The following is a 15753-nucleotide window of genomic DNA, read 5'->3' as shown; positions in this document are numbered from 1 at the left end:
CATGACCACGGTCGCCGTCATCCGCCGCAACGCGCTGCGCTCGCTGATCCCGCCGCCTGCAATTTTCGGAATGGATCGAGGGCAACATCCGCCTGCCGGTCGGTTTTCAACGCCCGCGATCGGCAGTAGGTCGGCGCCTTTCCCGCCACAACCGACAGCATCATTTGCCGACCGACCCGTCGTGCGCTTTGATGCGCGCATGCGCGAGTTGACCCGCCGCCGTGATCTCAATGCCAGCCAGGAAGCTTGGCAGGTCTTTTGCGGCGATGTCCGCGCTGGCGAGATCGCGATAGATGCGGCAATCCGGACGGCTCCGATCCGTGGTGCTGGCGCTGCCGGCTTCTATCCGGGATCGGAACCTGGCGAGTGCACCCCCGGGACGACGGCGACGTTCGAACAGGCCCCGGGCGCGCCCCTTCGCCGATCCTGAAACCGCGCGGGTGTCCCCAATTTGTTGGGAACCAGCGTTCGTTCTGTCATTTAATATGTCTAGCGGTGACGGGTTGGTTTCGTCTGCGGTGGAGCGGACGATGAATTCTTCGAATGGCGATAAGCTCCCACCTCAGCAGGAGCAGGAAGATCGTCGCTGCCCTCGGTGCAACCGCCAACCCCACTTGCTCACCAGGTTACTGGATACACGCACGGGTAAGACGGTTCGTATTTTTCGGTGTCCCCAATGTGGCGAGATCACCTCGGCTGACGAAGGCGCTGACTTGTACTGAAACGCCGCTCCCCGCACAACCTCGGGCAAAGCCGCGAATAATCTCGCCACCTTCATACTGCATCCCGGTCTCGTTGGATCAGTACGCGCGCACCGTGGCGACCTGCTCGGCTGACGGCGATCCCCAAACCGCCGCAGCCTCCAAAATAAGCCTCTCCCGGGACGAGCCCGGTCGTCTACGGCTTCCTGACCATCGAAGCGAACGCCGTGGTCGACCGATCCATCCCAAGGCCATGCCGGTGATCTTGACGACGGACGGGGAGCGCGATGTATGGATGCGCGCGCCTTGGGATGAAGCTAAGGCGCTGCAACGGCCCTTGCCCGACGACATGCTCAAGATCGTCATGCGCGGTGCGGATAAGGAAGATAGGCTTGCCGCATGAAATTCAAAGCCGACCGGCCCTACGCCGATGCCGAGGAAGCAGCCCGGACCTCTAGGCATATGGCGGCACCTCGACCAGCGTACCGATCAAACGCAATAGCGCTTGGTGCTCAGGTCCTCTCACGTCGCTCCGCAAGAACTCACCTAGCTCAATGTGCGACAGTCGACCACCAGAAGGCGCATTTGGCTGATGAATGATGAACGCATTTCCGCTGGTCGGTTCGCGCCCAAGGAACCATGCATCTCCATTCGGACTGCGATACAGTTCTCTTCTCTCGGACATAGGTTGCTCCTGAATTTTGCGGAGCGCGACCACTGACGCGGCCCGGAGCGGCCCGCCAATTCACTCGTTCTCATCCTCGCTAAGCTCTGGTGCTCTAATTCGCGGCAATCCGTGCTCCGGCTCATGACCACCTCCATCTAGTTCCAGCGGGTGAGCGCGTGTGTCTTGGGATCAGCGGTTTTCCGATCCGATAACGGTGCCGGGCCGGAAGCCGCTGCTCACGCTGCGCGATGCGGCAGTATACATTACTAAGCTGCCGCGTGCAGAACACAACGCGAGGAATGGCAGGCCGCGATGGAAGCGCTGTTGCTGGTAGCGGAACATGACGGGCCAAGATGTTTGCCCGGATCGGCGTCATGAAAGCATTGAACCGGCGTCACGTTCGCGAGTTTAACCCATCTCGCAAGGAACCCCACTGGGGACGCCGCAAGCTGGCGCGAGATCGATGAAAACGGTCTGGATTTACGTCGATACAAAGAAACAGGTTGGCGACCGTGACCATCTCAAGGTGTTTGCAAATTCGGACCTTGCCGATGAGTGGTTCGTGGTGAACGATCCCGAAGGCGTCGTCTTTGAGTACGAGGTCGTAGGCGTTGCAGATGACGAAACCGGGTCGGGACGTCAACGGCGTCGCTAGGACCGAGGCCGACCACCGCATGAAATGATGCCCGGCCTGCGGGCAATGGTTCAACATGCGCGATCTCGGTCAGGTCGCAGAGCACATCCACGACCACAGCGAGATTGAAGTATCGGAAGCTCCGGGCCGCCGCGAGATGGGTCAGTGAGATCAGGCGCGTGACCAAGGATATTATGCGGCACGCAATCGGTGGCGAAGTCCGCGAACCTTGGAATTTGGAGCGGTAGCTTCCAGGAACCTTGGCGCTACCGCGTTTGCAGAAGAACGGGCGGATCGCCTGTTGGCTGTTCCGATCAACCATAGCTATGTCCGCTTTGCTTCGCATTGCAGACGCAGCGCGGACATCGAGCGAAGTCCGAAAAGTGCCATAGGACTCAGCATCATCCCTGAGATGTCCGATTTGGTTTCGGACCCCGGTGTACCTGCGGCAATAAGCGCGGCAGGACTTATGCTGTCCCCTTTGACGCCGTGCCAGGAGCGCGATAGCTTCCACTAGACCAACCGGTCTAGGAGGAGATAACCATGCGCGTTGCGAAAGATGACATCGATGTGAAGTTACAGATTCCGGGTGCCGTGATCCGCCAAAGAACGAATTTCGGGAATGCCAGCGGCTACGACCAAATCAGCGGCGAGTACTTTACTCTGTCGGCGGGGGTCGATACGACACCGCTGTTTCAAGGACTGGATGGCGATCTCTGCCAATGCCCGCATTGGGGATTTGTTTTGAAAGGCCGCCTCACTACGACCGATGGCGCGGGCCAACAAGAGAGCGTGGCCGCGAATGACCTGTTCTATTGGCCCCCGGGACACAATGTGAGAGTGGACGATGACGCCGAGATCGTTATGTTCAGCCCTCAGCATGCGCATACCCACGTCATCGATCACATGATCCGGAAAGTGCATGGTTGAACACAGATCGCTTCTGATCACGGTCCGACCGCGTCGATGCGACGCGGTCGTGCGTGTGTTCTGATGCATTCGACCAAGGAGCGCCTGATTGGCGCCGGGCTCCGGATGCTACTCGAGCATGGCTACAACGCCCTCGGTATTCAAGCAGTGCTCGACGAGACTGCGACGCCCAAGGGCTCGTTCTACCACCACTTCAGGGACAAGGAGGATTTCGCCCTCCAGGTGATCGAGACTTACATCGCTGAGGTCCATACCGTGCTTGATCAATGTCTGGAAGACCCGCACCTGCCACCGCTGGAGCGCATCCGTGCTTTTTTCAGTATCGTGCAACAGAAGTACCGTGAAGAGGGCTATATGGGCTGCCTGATGGGCGGCCTCGGCCAAGAACTCTCTGGCGTCAACGAGAATTTCAGAAAGCTCGTAGAGCGATGTCTCTCCTCAATCGCCGAGCGTCTTTCGAACTGTCTTGACGAAGCACGGCAGGCAGGCTTGATCGCGCAGGCCTCTGATGTCCGTGCCATGGCCGACCTTCTGGTCGACTGCTGGGAGGGGGCTGCCCTCCGCAGCCGGCTGCGTCGCGAACCATCATCGCTAAGGGCAATGCTGGACTTCTATCTGGCCTCAATCACGGTACTGCCGACCAACCGCAATCGAAGCAGCTAAGCAGGGCGTTGCGTAGTTCTGCCGCTCGCCGAGGGGCCTCGAATGTCCGAGTTGGGTCAATCGCGTCGGTTTACCCCTGAGGCGATGACTTCCGGTCTAACCGGGTAAGCGGACATGGTCAGATCGGACCGGCATGTCTCGAACGGGCCACATGTGTGGACGAAGCAAGTCGCGTGAAGAAGGCGACGGGCGCGGTCCACTGTCCCCATCAGGCGCGATATAGGCGTCGTGGATCAATCCAGCAAATACATTGAGGCGGCAAAGCGCTCGCCGGGACTGTCCTTGCTGCCGATCGTCAGATCAAGGGTAAGTGTTGTTTTGATCCATCGAATGGCTTCATTCAATTGCGGCGCGTCAATAAGACAAACTAATGACAGTCATAAATGCATTTGCCGCATTCCAGTTCTGCGCGACGCTAGCTTGCGTTTTTAAGGCAACGCAAAGGATAACCAGTGATGCCTCGCAGTCGCGAGCGTTAGGAGTCTGATTGTTAAGAGAGAATGCGTCTGCAAGTGAATTGGATCCTGGTGCGCCTAGAGAAAGCAGATTTTAAGAAAATGTTGAGGCCGCCGTTGGCGGCAGATTCCTCACAACTGGTCACCTACAGTGAAGGGTAACCGCATTCTGGCAGCGCTGCCGCCAGCAGATTTCGGTCTGCTGGTGTCCGGCTTAGAGATGGTCGGGCTCGATCAGGACGCGGTCCTCTCGCAAGCGGGCGAACAGATCGAGCATGTGTTCTTCCCTCACAGCGGCGCCATCTCGCTGATGATCGACATGGCGAACGGGCAGACAGTTGCCACCGCCGCAGTCGGGCGCGAGGGAGCAGTAGGGGTTCTTTCCGTGCTAGGGCCGTCACCTTCGGCCAGTACCGCCATCGTTCGTGCGGCGGGCACCGCCTCGCGGATCCCCGCATCGCGATTTCAAGCCGCGTTCAACCGGAGCCCCGCGATCCGGCACGCGATCCAGATGCACATGAGGGCGATGCTGATTCAGTTTCAGTTCGGCACGGCCTGCAATGCGCTGCATCCGGTCCAGGCTCGCATGGCGCGCTGGCTGCTCCATCTTCGCGACCGCGTCGACCACGACGTCCTCCCGCTCACCCATGAGGCGCTGTCGCAAATGCTCGGTGTGCGACGAACGACGGTGACGCTCCTGATGCGCAATCTGCGCGCGTCCGGAGCGATCAGATCTGATCGACGAGGCCAGATCGAGATCGACCGATCGCAGCTCGCGGCGGCGGCGTGCGAATGCCACGATACCCTGTGCCTCGTGGTCGAGGAGATCTTCGCGATGAATACAGCTCGATCTCGCGTTTTGGTTGCGCGGGATGATGCAGTAGGTGAATCGGGCGATGCCATGTGAGCCGTTTCCGCGGCGCGGCCCAATGAAGCCGGCGGAGACGGTGCTGAAATCATAGCCGCTTCGCCCGAGAGGAATAGCTGGTCCTTCCGCCCCGATCAGGCTGGCGAGCGGCCCAATGCGCTTGACCAGGGATTCCCCACCTAATGTCCGTTGAGGGCCAAATTCGTCGATTTTGACATGTCCGCCACATGTCCGGTTAGCGGGGAATCTCAGACATGGTTCGCGTCGCACCGGAGCCGGACCTGTTCGCATAAATGGGGGCGTGAGCTATGTCGTGGGATCAACGGTTCTTCGATCCGATCACGGTGCTAGAACAGCCGCCCGGGCGATCACCGGACGGCTCATTCAGCAACTGCCGGCACGGCGCCGGTTCCATCGCACATTGCTTATTTCGGCGGGGCCGTCGCCCCGGGGCAGAGCGGCGGTCCCTCATCGCGCGGCATGCATGGCAGAGGGTTTGATGGGGCGTCGGCCAAATCCGCACGACTATCGATACGCTAAAACTTAAAATGCGAATGGCAATTGCAATTTCGAATTAACCCTAAGGCCTCGGCGCTGTCGGAGCCTTTCAGCGTCGGCGTTCACCGTAACGGCGAATTATATCTTGGCAATCAGTTCGCAATCGGCAGCGACGGTCTCAAATCGCTCCAGTTTTGCTTGAAGGACGCCATCCCCTAACGCCACTGAGAAGGGCAATAGCGTTACGCCTTTGGCGCCCTGCCTTTGGCTAAGAGTCTGTCCGGGATCATGCTGTTTTTTGGCAGAGCTTTCGCAGCATGAGGCGGATTGAGGCGAGGCGCAAGAACGCCAATGCCTTTCGGTTGAGGCACTCCCAATCCTTGGCCAAACGGCGGCAGCGGTTGAGCCAGGCGATGGTGCGTTCGACGATCCATCGCTTGGGCAAGATCGCAAAACTCTTTGCTGTATCGGAGCGCTTGACTATCTCGACGTCGATTTGCCGGAGGATTTTGCGAACGGCGGACTGAAAGATCGGCCCCTGATAGCCGCCGTCAGCATAGAGCTTCAGCAGGAATGGATGCAGGCCAAACAGCGTGGCCATCACCAGCACCCCACCGTCACGATCCTGGATGTCCGCCGAATGCACGAGGGCGTGGAGCAGCAAGCCTTGAGTATCGACTAGGATGTGGCGCTTCTTGCCCTTGATCTTCTTGCCCGCATCGTAGCCATGCGGGTCGATCCACGCCCCCCTTTTTCCGCGCTCTTGACGCTTTGACTGTCGATGATGGCGGCGCTCGGGCTGGGTTCTCGGTTAGCCAATTCTCGACATTGTACATAGAGCGCGTGATGGATGCGATCGAGCGTGCCGTTCCAAGCCCACAAGTCAAAATAGTCGTGCACCGTGCTGCGTGGCGGCAGGTCCTTCGGGATCGCTCGCCATTGGCAACCGGTGCTCAGCACATACATCAGGCCATTGATCACCTCGCGCACATCGACCGTGCGCTTGTTGCCGCCTCGCTTGGCTGGCGCAATCAGCGGCTCCACCAACGCCCATTCCTCATCAGTCAAATCGCTTGGATAGCGTAGCCGGCTTCGGTCGTAACGACCGCGGTTCTCCTTCGTCCACATGGGCGCCCCTTCGAATCGGACCGCCACCCTTGAATCACAAATGATTCCGATGATTCAAGATGTTCCCGGACAGACACTAACATTACAGTTGCTTTGTTTGCGGGCTTCTGAATCCATGGGCAACCATGATTCGAATGTCGTGGACGCGGGCCGCGTCGGTTGAGGAGACGCTTGCGTTGTGGGCGGCGTCGCTTCGAGAGGTCAAGCAGCGGATACGTCCGTTGTTCACGCAAGAGCGTGTGGCGACGAATGCAGGCCTGTTCCTGGAAGGTCTGCTCGGAGATGAGCAGCGCAAGACCGGTTGGATGCGCGCGGAGGCGGCTGGCGATCCCGGCCCATGGCGGCAGCAGGCGATCCTGGGTCGCGGGGATTGGGACGCTGATGCCCTGCGCGACATCGTCCGGGACTATGTCATCGAGCACTTGGCGGATGACGATGCGGTGCTGGTGATCGACGAGACCGGCTTTCTCAAGCAGGGCAAGGCCTCATGCGGAGTGGCACGGCAATACACTGGTTCGGCAGGGAAGATTACGAACTGCCAGATCGGCGTCTTCGCTACCTACGTTTCGCGTCATGGTCATGCGTTCATCGATCGCGCGTTGTATCTTCCGAAGGAATGGACTGACGATCCAGATCGTCTGGAAGCCGCATATGTGCCTGCCGATGTCGGCTTTGCGACCAAACCAAAGCTTGCGACGAGAATGATCGCACGTGCGATAGCCGCGTCTGTACCATTCAAGTGGGTTGCCGGTGACACGGTCTACGGTGTTGGCGATATCGAACAGCAGCTACGGCGGGCAGGCAAAGGCTATGTGCTCGGGGTCAGCAGCTCTCATGTCTTCCGATCCTGGGGCAAGCGACAGCCGGTCGCCGGCAAGGCCGAAGACATCGCCCGGACGCGGCGCCCGTCCGACTGGAAGCGCTTGTCGGCGGGAGCCGGAACCAAAGGACCGAGGCTGCATGACTGGTGTTATCTCGAACTGGCCGATCTCGAGGTCGAGCAGTTCAACAGCGCAAATGATGGTTTATGGACGCGCGGTCTGCTGATCCGTCGCCATATCGCCGATGGCGATCTCGCCTTCTTCACCACCTGGTGCCCAGCGGGAACATCAATTGAAACGCTGGTCGCGGTCGAAGGCCATCGATGGGCGATCGAGGACAGCTTTGAAACCGCGAAAAACGAGTTCGGGCTCGATCACAACGAGAGCAGGTCCTGGCATGGCTGGCATCGCCACGTGTCCCTGGTGATGCTCGCCTTCGCCATGATGGCGGCGATCCGCCATCGCGCCAATCCGCCACCGCCCAAAAAAACCAAACGCCGCCCCCCGGCAAAAGCCAAAGCATAACCACACCGCCACTGATCCGTTGGTCAATCCAGGAAATCCGCCGCATTGCCATCAGGCTTGCTCGAAAGCGGATCCAACCCGCGCATGTCATCGCATGGTCATTCTGGCGCAGAGCTCACCAGGCTGCCGCTCAGCGCGCGCATCTCAAAGCAAAACGGCAACTGTAATGCTAAGGTACTTTGGGGCGGATAACTTGAAGCGGGGACGCGGGACCGCGCCATTTCAGGATATCTGCGCTCCGCCTTTTCCGATTTTGATCCAGCGGTTAATGTTGCGGAATCCGCAGCATAGGCGAGGCATGACCAATCTGGACCAAGCATGGTCGGCATGGCGGGCCCTTTCCAGAGCCGAAAGGGCGCAGTTTCTGGTGCTGCTCCGCGAGGCCTATGGTCGGGAGCGCGAGGCTAGGGCGCGGGCGAATGGTGGGGGCGCCTGCGGCGAGAGGCCATCGAACCTGGGGCAACTCGCGCTGAGCGACTCGGACATTGAACGGCTTCGGGTGTAGACGGCCGCTGGTGCGTTTGCCGGCGCCCGGCTAACCGAGATCGAGCCGCTTGCGTAAATCGCGGTAAACCGGTTTACCGGGGCGGGAAATCGCAAGATGGATGCGGCTCAACAAGCGCCGCCGATTTTGTTTTCGGTCCGGGCGTCTCAACTCGCGGTGTGGCAACTTCCGCTTCGCCCTACGGAGCCGCCGCAACGAGAAGGGCGGAAAGAGTCCGGGTTGGGCACAACAGCGGTCATTCCGCAACCGCGTAGATGAGTGCTGCCCTCACCGGGAAGCGAGGCGGCGCATCGGGTGGAGCGGGTACAAACGCCGCAAGCCATTTGAAGCGCCTCGCCTTTACGTTTTCGGTACACAGGCTTGACCTTGACGCCCGCGCGTCGCAGGTTTCGGGGCGCCGCTCGCGGCTCGCGTGCCCAACAGGCAGGATCGATCTTCATGGCATTCGTGCAGTTCACGCAACCGGACGATCAGCCCATCGTCATCAACACGGATAGGATCGTGACCGCCACACCACTGCCCGACGGACAAGGCACGCGCATCACCTTCAACAACGGTGGCCATCAGGACGTGAAGCAACTCATCGCTGACGTGCTGCGGCAGTTGAACATAAGCGCGTAGGCTCAGGACATCGCCGCCTGGGCGAACCATTCCGCCGATCAAGTGAGATCGTGCACTTTCTTGAGTGCTGCCCAATGTCGCAGATGGGTCATTGAACAAGCAAAACGGCCTCAGTGCGCGCACATCTGAGGCCGTTTGAGACCTCCCGCCGGGCATTGGACAAAATGTCGACCGGTCGGTGGCTTGGCTTTCGGAGATAGGATCGCCGATTGCTGAGGACCAAGACCAGCCGAGGTGAATCGTTCCGTCCCAATCTGAAGTATTTAGCGCCCTGATCACACCGCGGATGGCGCGCTGGCCCTGTTTTGACCCTTGAATCGCTAGGTAACCACTAGTTCGGCAACCGAACACGAATTAACTAGCTATTTGGTTCGATCGGGATCCATATAGCTCCATCACCGCTGCATCACGGGCATCCACCGGTGACAGAGAGTGTTGCGCTCCCGCCTATTCGAGGGGAGGCATCATATGCCCCAATCTCAACGCATGTCGTCCGCCATTCCGCCGGTTGCATTTGGGCGCCCCGCCTGTCCGAAGTGCAAGGCCGAGATGATGCTTACCCGCATCGAGCCAGCACGCCCAGGCGTCGACTTGCATACGTTTGAATGTGCTGTCTGCAATCACCTGGTTACAGCCCTGGCCGCCTATGAAGATCCAATGAAGTCCAAGGCTCTTGGACGCTGGCTTCAAGGCGATTTGCACTCGCCGACGTAGTTAAGCGTAAACAAAAAAGGGCAATTAGGCCTCGAGCTCCCGGGAAACTCCGATGCGATTTTCGACCCACCGACAAAAAATTGCGTAGTAAGCAAACGCAAAAGGAGGAGGAAATGAGGGATTACACATACGAGCGGAAGGTGCCCACCGCGGCCGAGCGTGAGGCACGAAGAGCCTTCAAGGAGGCGGACGTCAAGGTAGCGATGGCCGAGTATGAACGCACTCAAAAGGCGTTCCATGCAAATCACGAGCGGTTAAAGGCGGAGCGATTGGCTCGCGACGCCGAAGCAGCGCAGCAGCTCAAAACGGGCTTTCGGTCAAATCTGAGTAGCTCCTCGAACCTGTTAGGCTGAAATATCTTGCCGTACTCGTCGGTGATCTGCACCTGCCATCCGGCCCTAACTTGGGTGCGAGCTTTTGCAACCGCCAGCATTGGACTGACGTGGCTCGCAACGACCGTTTTCCCGTCCTCCTTCCTCGCATGAATGCTGAACGTCATCGCATCCTCAAAAGAGAAAGGCCGGCGGGCGTTACGCCGCTCTGCAGGACTATTAGCTGCAAACCACTGCTGGCCGCCTGGTCATACGTTGGTCGGTATCTGCCCCTCAGCGAAAGCCAGCATAGATGCGCGCGCTCGACACCTCGTCCCTCTCACCACTGGGTGTGATAGTCACACTGTCCTTTACGACAGCTAGGTCAGTGCAAGCGTCGATTCGGTGTCACGACTGAAATGACCAATGTCTCAATTGGGTCAAAACCGGCGGTGCAACTGGACGGCGGCCGACGTCCGATCAGCCGCGTATAGCCGGCATGGCATGGTTCGCTCAGGGCCACAACTTGACCGCCTCCCATCCCGTCGGCGTGCGAGCGCCTACTACCACATTAGCCAGTTTTTTCGGCCGGGCGCGGTCGACGCGGGATCTGGGCTTCGCCGCGCTCGACGGCTCCCGCCAGGCCACGCAGGAGAGGCGGCGTGATGCCCGCCGCGACCTCGATCTCCCCGGCTGTTTTCCGAAGGAAATGACCGAATCGAAAGGTCTCGGCCGTCAAGTGCTCGAACGCGACAAAGCTTTCCCCGAGACTGCGCAATTCTCGGAGCAGCGACTCAAGCCCTCCCTGAAGTGCGCTGGCCATAGCCGTGATCTCCTTTGCCGCGGCCTCTCGCTCCTCGCGCTCGGTCTCGGTGGCAATCTTCTGTTCCACGTCAACGATCTGGGCTGCAAGCGCTGCGCATGCGTCACTGAGGCTTGAAAGCCGTAGCGTCGCCGCGCCAAGCGCGTTTTCAAGTCTCGTGATCGTGCCGATGTCGTTGATGTCGGCATCGAGGAAGAATCTCTGCTGATCCGCTTTGGCTCGATCGAACGCAGATTGGGCTTCCGCCTTTCGCTCGTTGAGCGTCGAATGCCGCGAACGTAATGCCGCGAGGGCGGTTTCGAGCTTCTCAACCGTTGTCGTCTTCCGTAGTGCCATGGCGGGATGGTATGTCGCCGTCGCACAATTGGAAGGGTGGTTCTGGCGCCGCGCGCTCATTTCGTGGTGAAGCTTGCAGCGGCTCGGTCATTTGAGCGAGTTTCGTCGCCCGTGTCATGGCGCAGAGCGCCGCGTGTTCGCCTTCGTGGTCCCGAATCCAATCGATCAGCCGCCGCTTGCTGATGAGCCAGATCGAACCCGCGATCAAAATGCCGAGCGGCTTAGCGCATGCCGCTGCTTCGGCCGCGCGACGCCGGATTGTGGCCGACGAGACATCGGCAATGAAGGCGGCCGTATCGCTGTTTACCGCGTCGCCTGTGGTATACGCTCCCACCCAATCCTCTGAGAGCGGCAGTTTACGCACCTGCGCAGTGATCTGCTCAAGTGCACGGGCGATGCGCTCCTGTTCGGCCATCCTGGATCGCTCCCGAAATGCCCTTGCCGCCTGTTACGGTGGATCGACGCTGATCGCGTGGTGACGGCAGTGACGCCAGTGACGCCATTTTCCGTTTCCGCGCGCTACGCGCGCGCGTAGCGGATAAACCGGAAAAAGCGTCACGTCCGTCACTGCCGTCACCCTCCGCTCAAGAGTAGTGCCCGTCGGCGACAGGCTTGGTCCGTATGCTGATCCCGAAGAACTCTCGCGCCGTCTTGCTCCGGTAGAACCGGAATCCGGCGGCGATCAGATTGTCCTTGAAGGTAGCGGTCGTGCCCGGCTTCGTTCCGGCTGCCTTGGCGTAGCTGCTCCACGATTTAAAGAGGACGCTGCTGGCCTCAGATCGATCCATGTTGCCCGGCTCGCACACGCATTCCTCGTGCAGCCAGTGCTGGAAGCAGTCTTGGTCGCTGAAGTATTCCGCCGTCGCCTCGATCACAGACGCCGGGCGGATTAGGCCGTGCTGCTGCCAGTCGAGGCAGCCGTCGATCATGAACTTGAGGATGCCTGGCGCCTCCTGCATCAGCTTCGATTCGAGGTCGCGATCCGGCGCTGCGGGTTTGAGGATGAACGGCACGATATTGAATCGGCGCTTGGCCGCCTCGTCGACATTGTTCAGTACCGGTTTGTGATTGCCGATCACGATCAGCTTGAACTGCGGCAGATAGGTGAAGTTGTCCTGCCGCATGAAGCGGGCGGTGATTGGATCTCCTCCGGTTAGCTGCTTGATGCGCGTCTCGGCCCAGGCGCGGCCTTCCTCGGTTTCCGATGCCGTCACCAGCCGGGCGTCGCACAACATCGCGAGATCGGTCGAATGCTTGTCGCCGGCCGAGACCGTGAAGGTTTCCATCGCCGACGTGGCGGCGTAGTCCTTCAAGATCGAGGTGATGACGTTAAGGAAGACCGACTTTCCGTTACCACCGGGGCCATAGATAAACACCAGCGCATGTTCGCGCGTGACACCGGTCAACGCGTAGCCGCACCATTGTTGCAGGAAGCGGATCAATTCTCGGTCGCTGCCGGTAGCCTCGTTGAGAAATGCCAGCCAACGCGGGCAGCCGCAATTTTCCGGTGTTACCAGCGTCGTCTTGCTGATGCCGTCGTCCTGTGAGGCGGGCCGCAATTTGCCGGTGCGCAGATCGATGGTGCCGCCGGGCGTGCCGAGCAGCCACGGGTCGCGGTCCCAATACTCGACGGTGACGGCGATCTTGGGATCGCAGCGCGCAAATTTCTCGACGCCAGCCGCAAAGCCGGTCGAGTTGATCTTGTAGCGCTTGCCTGATTTTTCGTGCTCACTGAGATCGCGGGCCAGTTCGCGCGCCCAATGAAACGCAAGCCTAGTGTGATTGATCTCCCAGTACGAGCCGTTCCAGTAGAACCACCCGCCGCGCGAATGGCAGAATCGCAGCCTGTCGCCGTGCAGCTCGACGAAGTACTGGGCGGCGCTGTCCTCGGTAATCTCGGTGGGCAAGCCGTCGATGTATTCCGCGAGCTTGACGATATTGTCGATGTTCGGGCTATCGGTCATGTCGCCTCCGCGCCATTTCGCGACCGGCGATCGAATTGACAACGGCTTCGATCTCCGAGGCCGCGAGGGGCGGCTGGCACCGCGCGAGGTTCCAAGCCAGCATGAATTCGAGGGTGAGGAGCGGATCGAGACCGCGCCGCAGAAGAAGTCCCGTGAGTTGCGTCACGGAATCGTTGCGTCGACCTTCCGAGACCCCATTGCGAACCAGCGCGCGCCACGTGTGCAATCTTTCTGATGGCAGGCCTGGCTTGATGCGCGGCTCTGCCAAGGCAGCGATCAGCGAGTCCGGCATCGGCGCGAGGTAGTGGTGGGACTGCCATGCGTACCGGCCCCCGCTGATGTGCCTGCTCGGCGGCGCAACGACATAGCCACCGCATCCGCTACATCGATGCCGGCGCCGAGAAGGCCGGCGGAATTCCGGATCGCGATATCAGTAGGCGCCTTGAAAAATATGTGGAGGCCGCCACCACCGGTGCCGACGCGCCAAGTCGGCGGAATCTTGCCATGATCGGATTCAAGTTGCGCGAGCGAAGCGTCGCCGCCGTGCCGCGGGTCGATATCGATCACGACGACGGAGCCGGTCGCAAGCGCGATATTGGCATCGGGTTCGCAGTCCCACCAATCCTTGATCGTCCCTTCATCAACGGTTGCGTCCTTCAAGCCGCGAGGGGCCAAATAGTGTATCGGATGTTTGCCTGGACTGGCGCAGCGCAGAGTTTTACCGCATTTGCACGTGAAGCCGCGCGAGAACGGCAGCACCGGCCACACCGGCATAACCGGCAAGCCAAAGCTGGCGTAGTGAAGAGCGGCTTTTAGATTGGTCATGCCATCGCCTGGAATTAGTGAGGTGCCGCTGCGATGGCGCGCGTCCTCGCGCGGCGGACTTGCATCCGAAGGCGGGCTGGAATATTTCGGCGTCATCTGAAGGTCGACCCCTTCGGTGGTGTCTCTCTTGTTTCTTGGACAGCCTCCTGCTGTCCGCTTTTTGCCCCGGCGGCTTTGGCGGTCGCCGGGGCAGCGCGTGAGTCACATCGGGATTTCGTCATCCAGATCGTTCTTCGTGGCGGCTTTCGCTGCCGCAGTCCGCTGCGGCGACGGGATCGGCGGCGAGACGGGCCGGACGATCACGCTGTCCTGCACCGCGCCCTGGAATTCGATCTGGCCCAGCTGCAGCTCGATTTCCTTGCCGATCCAGCCATCGCTGTCGGCGCCATAGGCTTTCACCAAAATCCGGGTGTTGGTCGCGTTCAGCGACAGGATCTCGCCGGTTTCAAAGATCACGTCAGGCCTGTCGTACTTGCCTTCCTTGATGAATGCGATCCGCACCAGTAGCGGTCCATCGCGGACGTCATCGAGCTTGATGAATTGCGTGCCCGCAAACTTGGTCATGTCCATTGGCTTCTCTCCTGTCTTGCGTCTTCGAGGATGGCTGGGTTCGAGTGCTGGCTAGGCAACGGCAGCGGCAACCTCCGTCGGCGGGAAACTCCATGCTGTCGGGGCGATCAGCCCCAGCTTCTCGTCGTCGCCACGCAGCACGATCGGCTGCTTGTCGGCGGTCTCGATAGAGATCCGCTGGCAGCCGAACTCCTTGAGCATGTCGACGAGCTGCCTGACCGGCACCGCGACCTGCGCGGCGCCTTTCGTTGCGGCGTCGATCCTGTCGCTGCCGTCGGATGGCTGGCGCGCAAGAAAGAGATCGAGCTGCCCGGCGTCGTCATAGCCCCACTGCAGGGCCGCTAGATGGGTCGCGACGGTTGCGGCGGCGCGCAGTCGCGCCAGCGCGGCGAGCAATTCGCTGCGGCTGCAGATCAACGTGTTTGGCGCCGGCGCCGGACCGCACGCCGCGCAGCGCACATCTTCCTGCACGAAGACGGTCATATTTTCGATGCGGGCCGACAGCAAGCGAGGCTTGTCCGGATGATTTTTAAATGTCGGGGTCGACATGTGCCTACTCCTTTTCAACCGATGCGATCGATCGTGGTGGGGCCAGCGTGATTTCGGTCCCAGACAAACCATGCGAAGGGAATCGCCGACGCAGCACGTGGGGCCACTCCAGCCGTCGCGATGCATCATCGGCAAGCGACGCCGGAATACGTGAACGCGGGCGAGCGTGCCGGCATCAAGGATCGGTGCGCGTCGTAGGCTTTCGTAGAAAGCCAGGCGGCACAGCATCGCGACCAAGGGACAAAGGCGCAGCGCTTGCGCCACGAATTGACCAGCGAGACGATAGGGCGGATTCGTGACGATCGCCTGGATGCGGGTCGGCGCCTGCTTAACCGTCAGGAAATCGCACACGAAATCCAGCGCGTAATCGTAGCTGTTGATGTCAGAAGCAATCACCGAATGACCAGCGCTCCGCAGCACCCGCACAATGGCGCCGCGACCGGCAGCTGGCTCCCAGATGAACTGCGGAAGCTGCTCGACGCGCTGCAGCGCTTCGATCGCGATGCTGGGCGTCTCGTATAGATCGCGACCACGGTCGGCATGGCGGTGCTGTTTGCTTTGGCATGAGAGGCTTAGTGACATCGGCAATGCTCGGGCAAAGTCGGCGCTACCGGTCGATCAAGACCGGGCCGGCAGCGCCGAACG

At 60.3% G+C, this 15753-nt stretch carries 14 protein-coding genes and 3 pseudogenes; 9 read left to right on the top strand and 8 right to left on the bottom strand.

Annotated elements, in window-relative coordinates:
• Position 1: 1 nt before the first annotated feature.
• The 6 genes and pseudogenes from IVB18_RS32455 to IVB18_RS32430 all read left to right on the top strand — a co-directional run bounded on the left by IVB18_RS32455 (position 2) and on the right by IVB18_RS32430 (position 4957).
• Positions 2–430, top strand: coding sequence for a hypothetical protein (locus tag IVB18_RS32455; RefSeq protein ID WP_247984405.1), 429 nt, complete (start codon positions 2–4; stop codon positions 428–430).
• A 465-nt stretch (positions 431–895) separates the two neighbouring features.
• Positions 896–1104 (top strand): annotated as a pseudogene (locus IVB18_RS32450) (SOS response-associated peptidase); the annotation flags it as partial.
• 727 nt (positions 1105–1831) lie between these two features.
• Complete coding sequence (locus tag IVB18_RS32445; RefSeq protein WP_247984404.1) at positions 1832–2023, top strand: hypothetical protein; 192 nt, start codon at positions 1832–1834, stop codon at positions 2021–2023.
• A gap of 522 nt (positions 2024–2545) precedes the next feature.
• Positions 2546–2932: a hypothetical protein gene (locus IVB18_RS32440; protein WP_247984403.1), complete on the top strand. Its 387-nt coding sequence runs from the start codon at positions 2546–2548 to the stop codon at positions 2930–2932.
• 63 nt (positions 2933–2995) lie between these two features.
• A complete protein-coding gene (locus IVB18_RS32435; RefSeq protein ID WP_247984402.1) occupies positions 2996–3595 on the top strand; it encodes a TetR/AcrR family transcriptional regulator in 600 nt (199 codons plus the stop codon).
• A 606-nt stretch (positions 3596–4201) separates the two neighbouring features.
• On the top strand, positions 4202–4957 hold the full coding sequence (locus IVB18_RS32430; RefSeq protein ID WP_247984401.1) for a Crp/Fnr family transcriptional regulator: 756 nt from the start codon (positions 4202–4204) through the stop codon (positions 4955–4957).
• Positions 4958–5702: 745 nt separating this feature from the next.
• On the opposite strand, the pseudogene IVB18_RS32425 reads toward IVB18_RS32430, so the two are convergent.
• Positions 5703–6544: pseudogene (locus IVB18_RS32425) on the bottom strand (IS5 family transposase).
• 125 nt (positions 6545–6669) lie between these two features.
• Between IVB18_RS32425 and IVB18_RS32420 the strand changes: the two are divergent.
• From IVB18_RS32420 to IVB18_RS32410, 3 genes are all read left to right on the top strand, one after another.
• Positions 6670–7890 carry an IS701 family transposase gene (locus IVB18_RS32420; RefSeq protein ID WP_247984400.1) on the top strand — a complete coding sequence of 407 codons (1221 nt, stop codon included), beginning with the start codon at positions 6670–6672 and terminating at the stop codon, positions 7888–7890.
• A gap of 943 nt (positions 7891–8833) precedes the next feature.
• On the top strand, positions 8834–9016 hold the full coding sequence (locus tag IVB18_RS32415; protein ID WP_057855957.1) for a hypothetical protein: 183 nt from the start codon (positions 8834–8836) through the stop codon (positions 9014–9016).
• A gap of 827 nt (positions 9017–9843) precedes the next feature.
• Positions 9844–10083 carry a hypothetical protein gene (locus IVB18_RS32410; protein WP_247984399.1) on the top strand — a complete coding sequence of 80 codons (240 nt, stop codon included), beginning with the start codon at positions 9844–9846 and terminating at the stop codon, positions 10081–10083.
• Positions 10084–10612: 529 nt separating this feature from the next.
• On the opposite strand, the gene IVB18_RS32405 is transcribed toward IVB18_RS32410, so the two are convergent.
• The 7 genes and pseudogenes from IVB18_RS32405 to IVB18_RS32375 form a co-directional block, all read right to left on the bottom strand.
• Complete coding sequence (locus IVB18_RS32405) at positions 10613–11200, bottom strand: hypothetical protein (RefSeq protein WP_247984398.1); 588 nt, start codon at positions 11198–11200, stop codon at positions 10613–10615.
• Entirely contained in the window at positions 11172–11615 is a 444-nt protein-coding gene (locus IVB18_RS32400) for a hypothetical protein (protein ID WP_247984397.1), read from the bottom strand. Before IVB18_RS32400 ends, IVB18_RS32405 begins: the two co-directional genes overlap by 29 nt.
• A 169-nt stretch (positions 11616–11784) precedes the next feature.
• Entirely contained in the window at positions 11785–13164 is a 1380-nt protein-coding gene (locus IVB18_RS32395) for a phage/plasmid primase, P4 family (RefSeq protein ID WP_247984396.1), read from the bottom strand.
• Positions 13154–13456, bottom strand: coding sequence for a primase C-terminal domain-containing protein (locus IVB18_RS32390; RefSeq protein WP_247991785.1), 303 nt, complete (start codon positions 13454–13456; stop codon positions 13154–13156). Before IVB18_RS32390 ends, IVB18_RS32395 begins: the two co-directional genes overlap by 11 nt.
• A gap of 51 nt (positions 13457–13507) precedes the next feature.
• A pseudogene (locus tag IVB18_RS32385) lies at positions 13508–13938 on the bottom strand (bifunctional DNA primase/polymerase); the annotation flags it as partial.
• Between the two features lie 252 nt (positions 13939–14190).
• Positions 14191–14559, bottom strand: a complete 369-nt coding sequence (locus IVB18_RS32380; RefSeq protein ID WP_247984395.1) for a hypothetical protein — start codon at positions 14557–14559, stop codon at positions 14191–14193.
• 51 nt (positions 14560–14610) lie between these two features.
• On the bottom strand, positions 14611–15534 hold the full coding sequence (locus IVB18_RS32375; RefSeq protein ID WP_247984394.1) for a hypothetical protein: 924 nt from the start codon (positions 15532–15534) through the stop codon (positions 14611–14613).
• Positions 15535–15753: the final 219 nt, after the last annotated feature.

The organism is Bradyrhizobium sp. 186, assembly GCF_023101685.1.
Taxonomy (GTDB): Bacteria; Pseudomonadota; Alphaproteobacteria; order Rhizobiales; family Xanthobacteraceae; genus Bradyrhizobium.
Note: the sequence above shows the minus strand (reverse complement) of the source record. Positions and strands in the feature narration are given on the sequence as shown.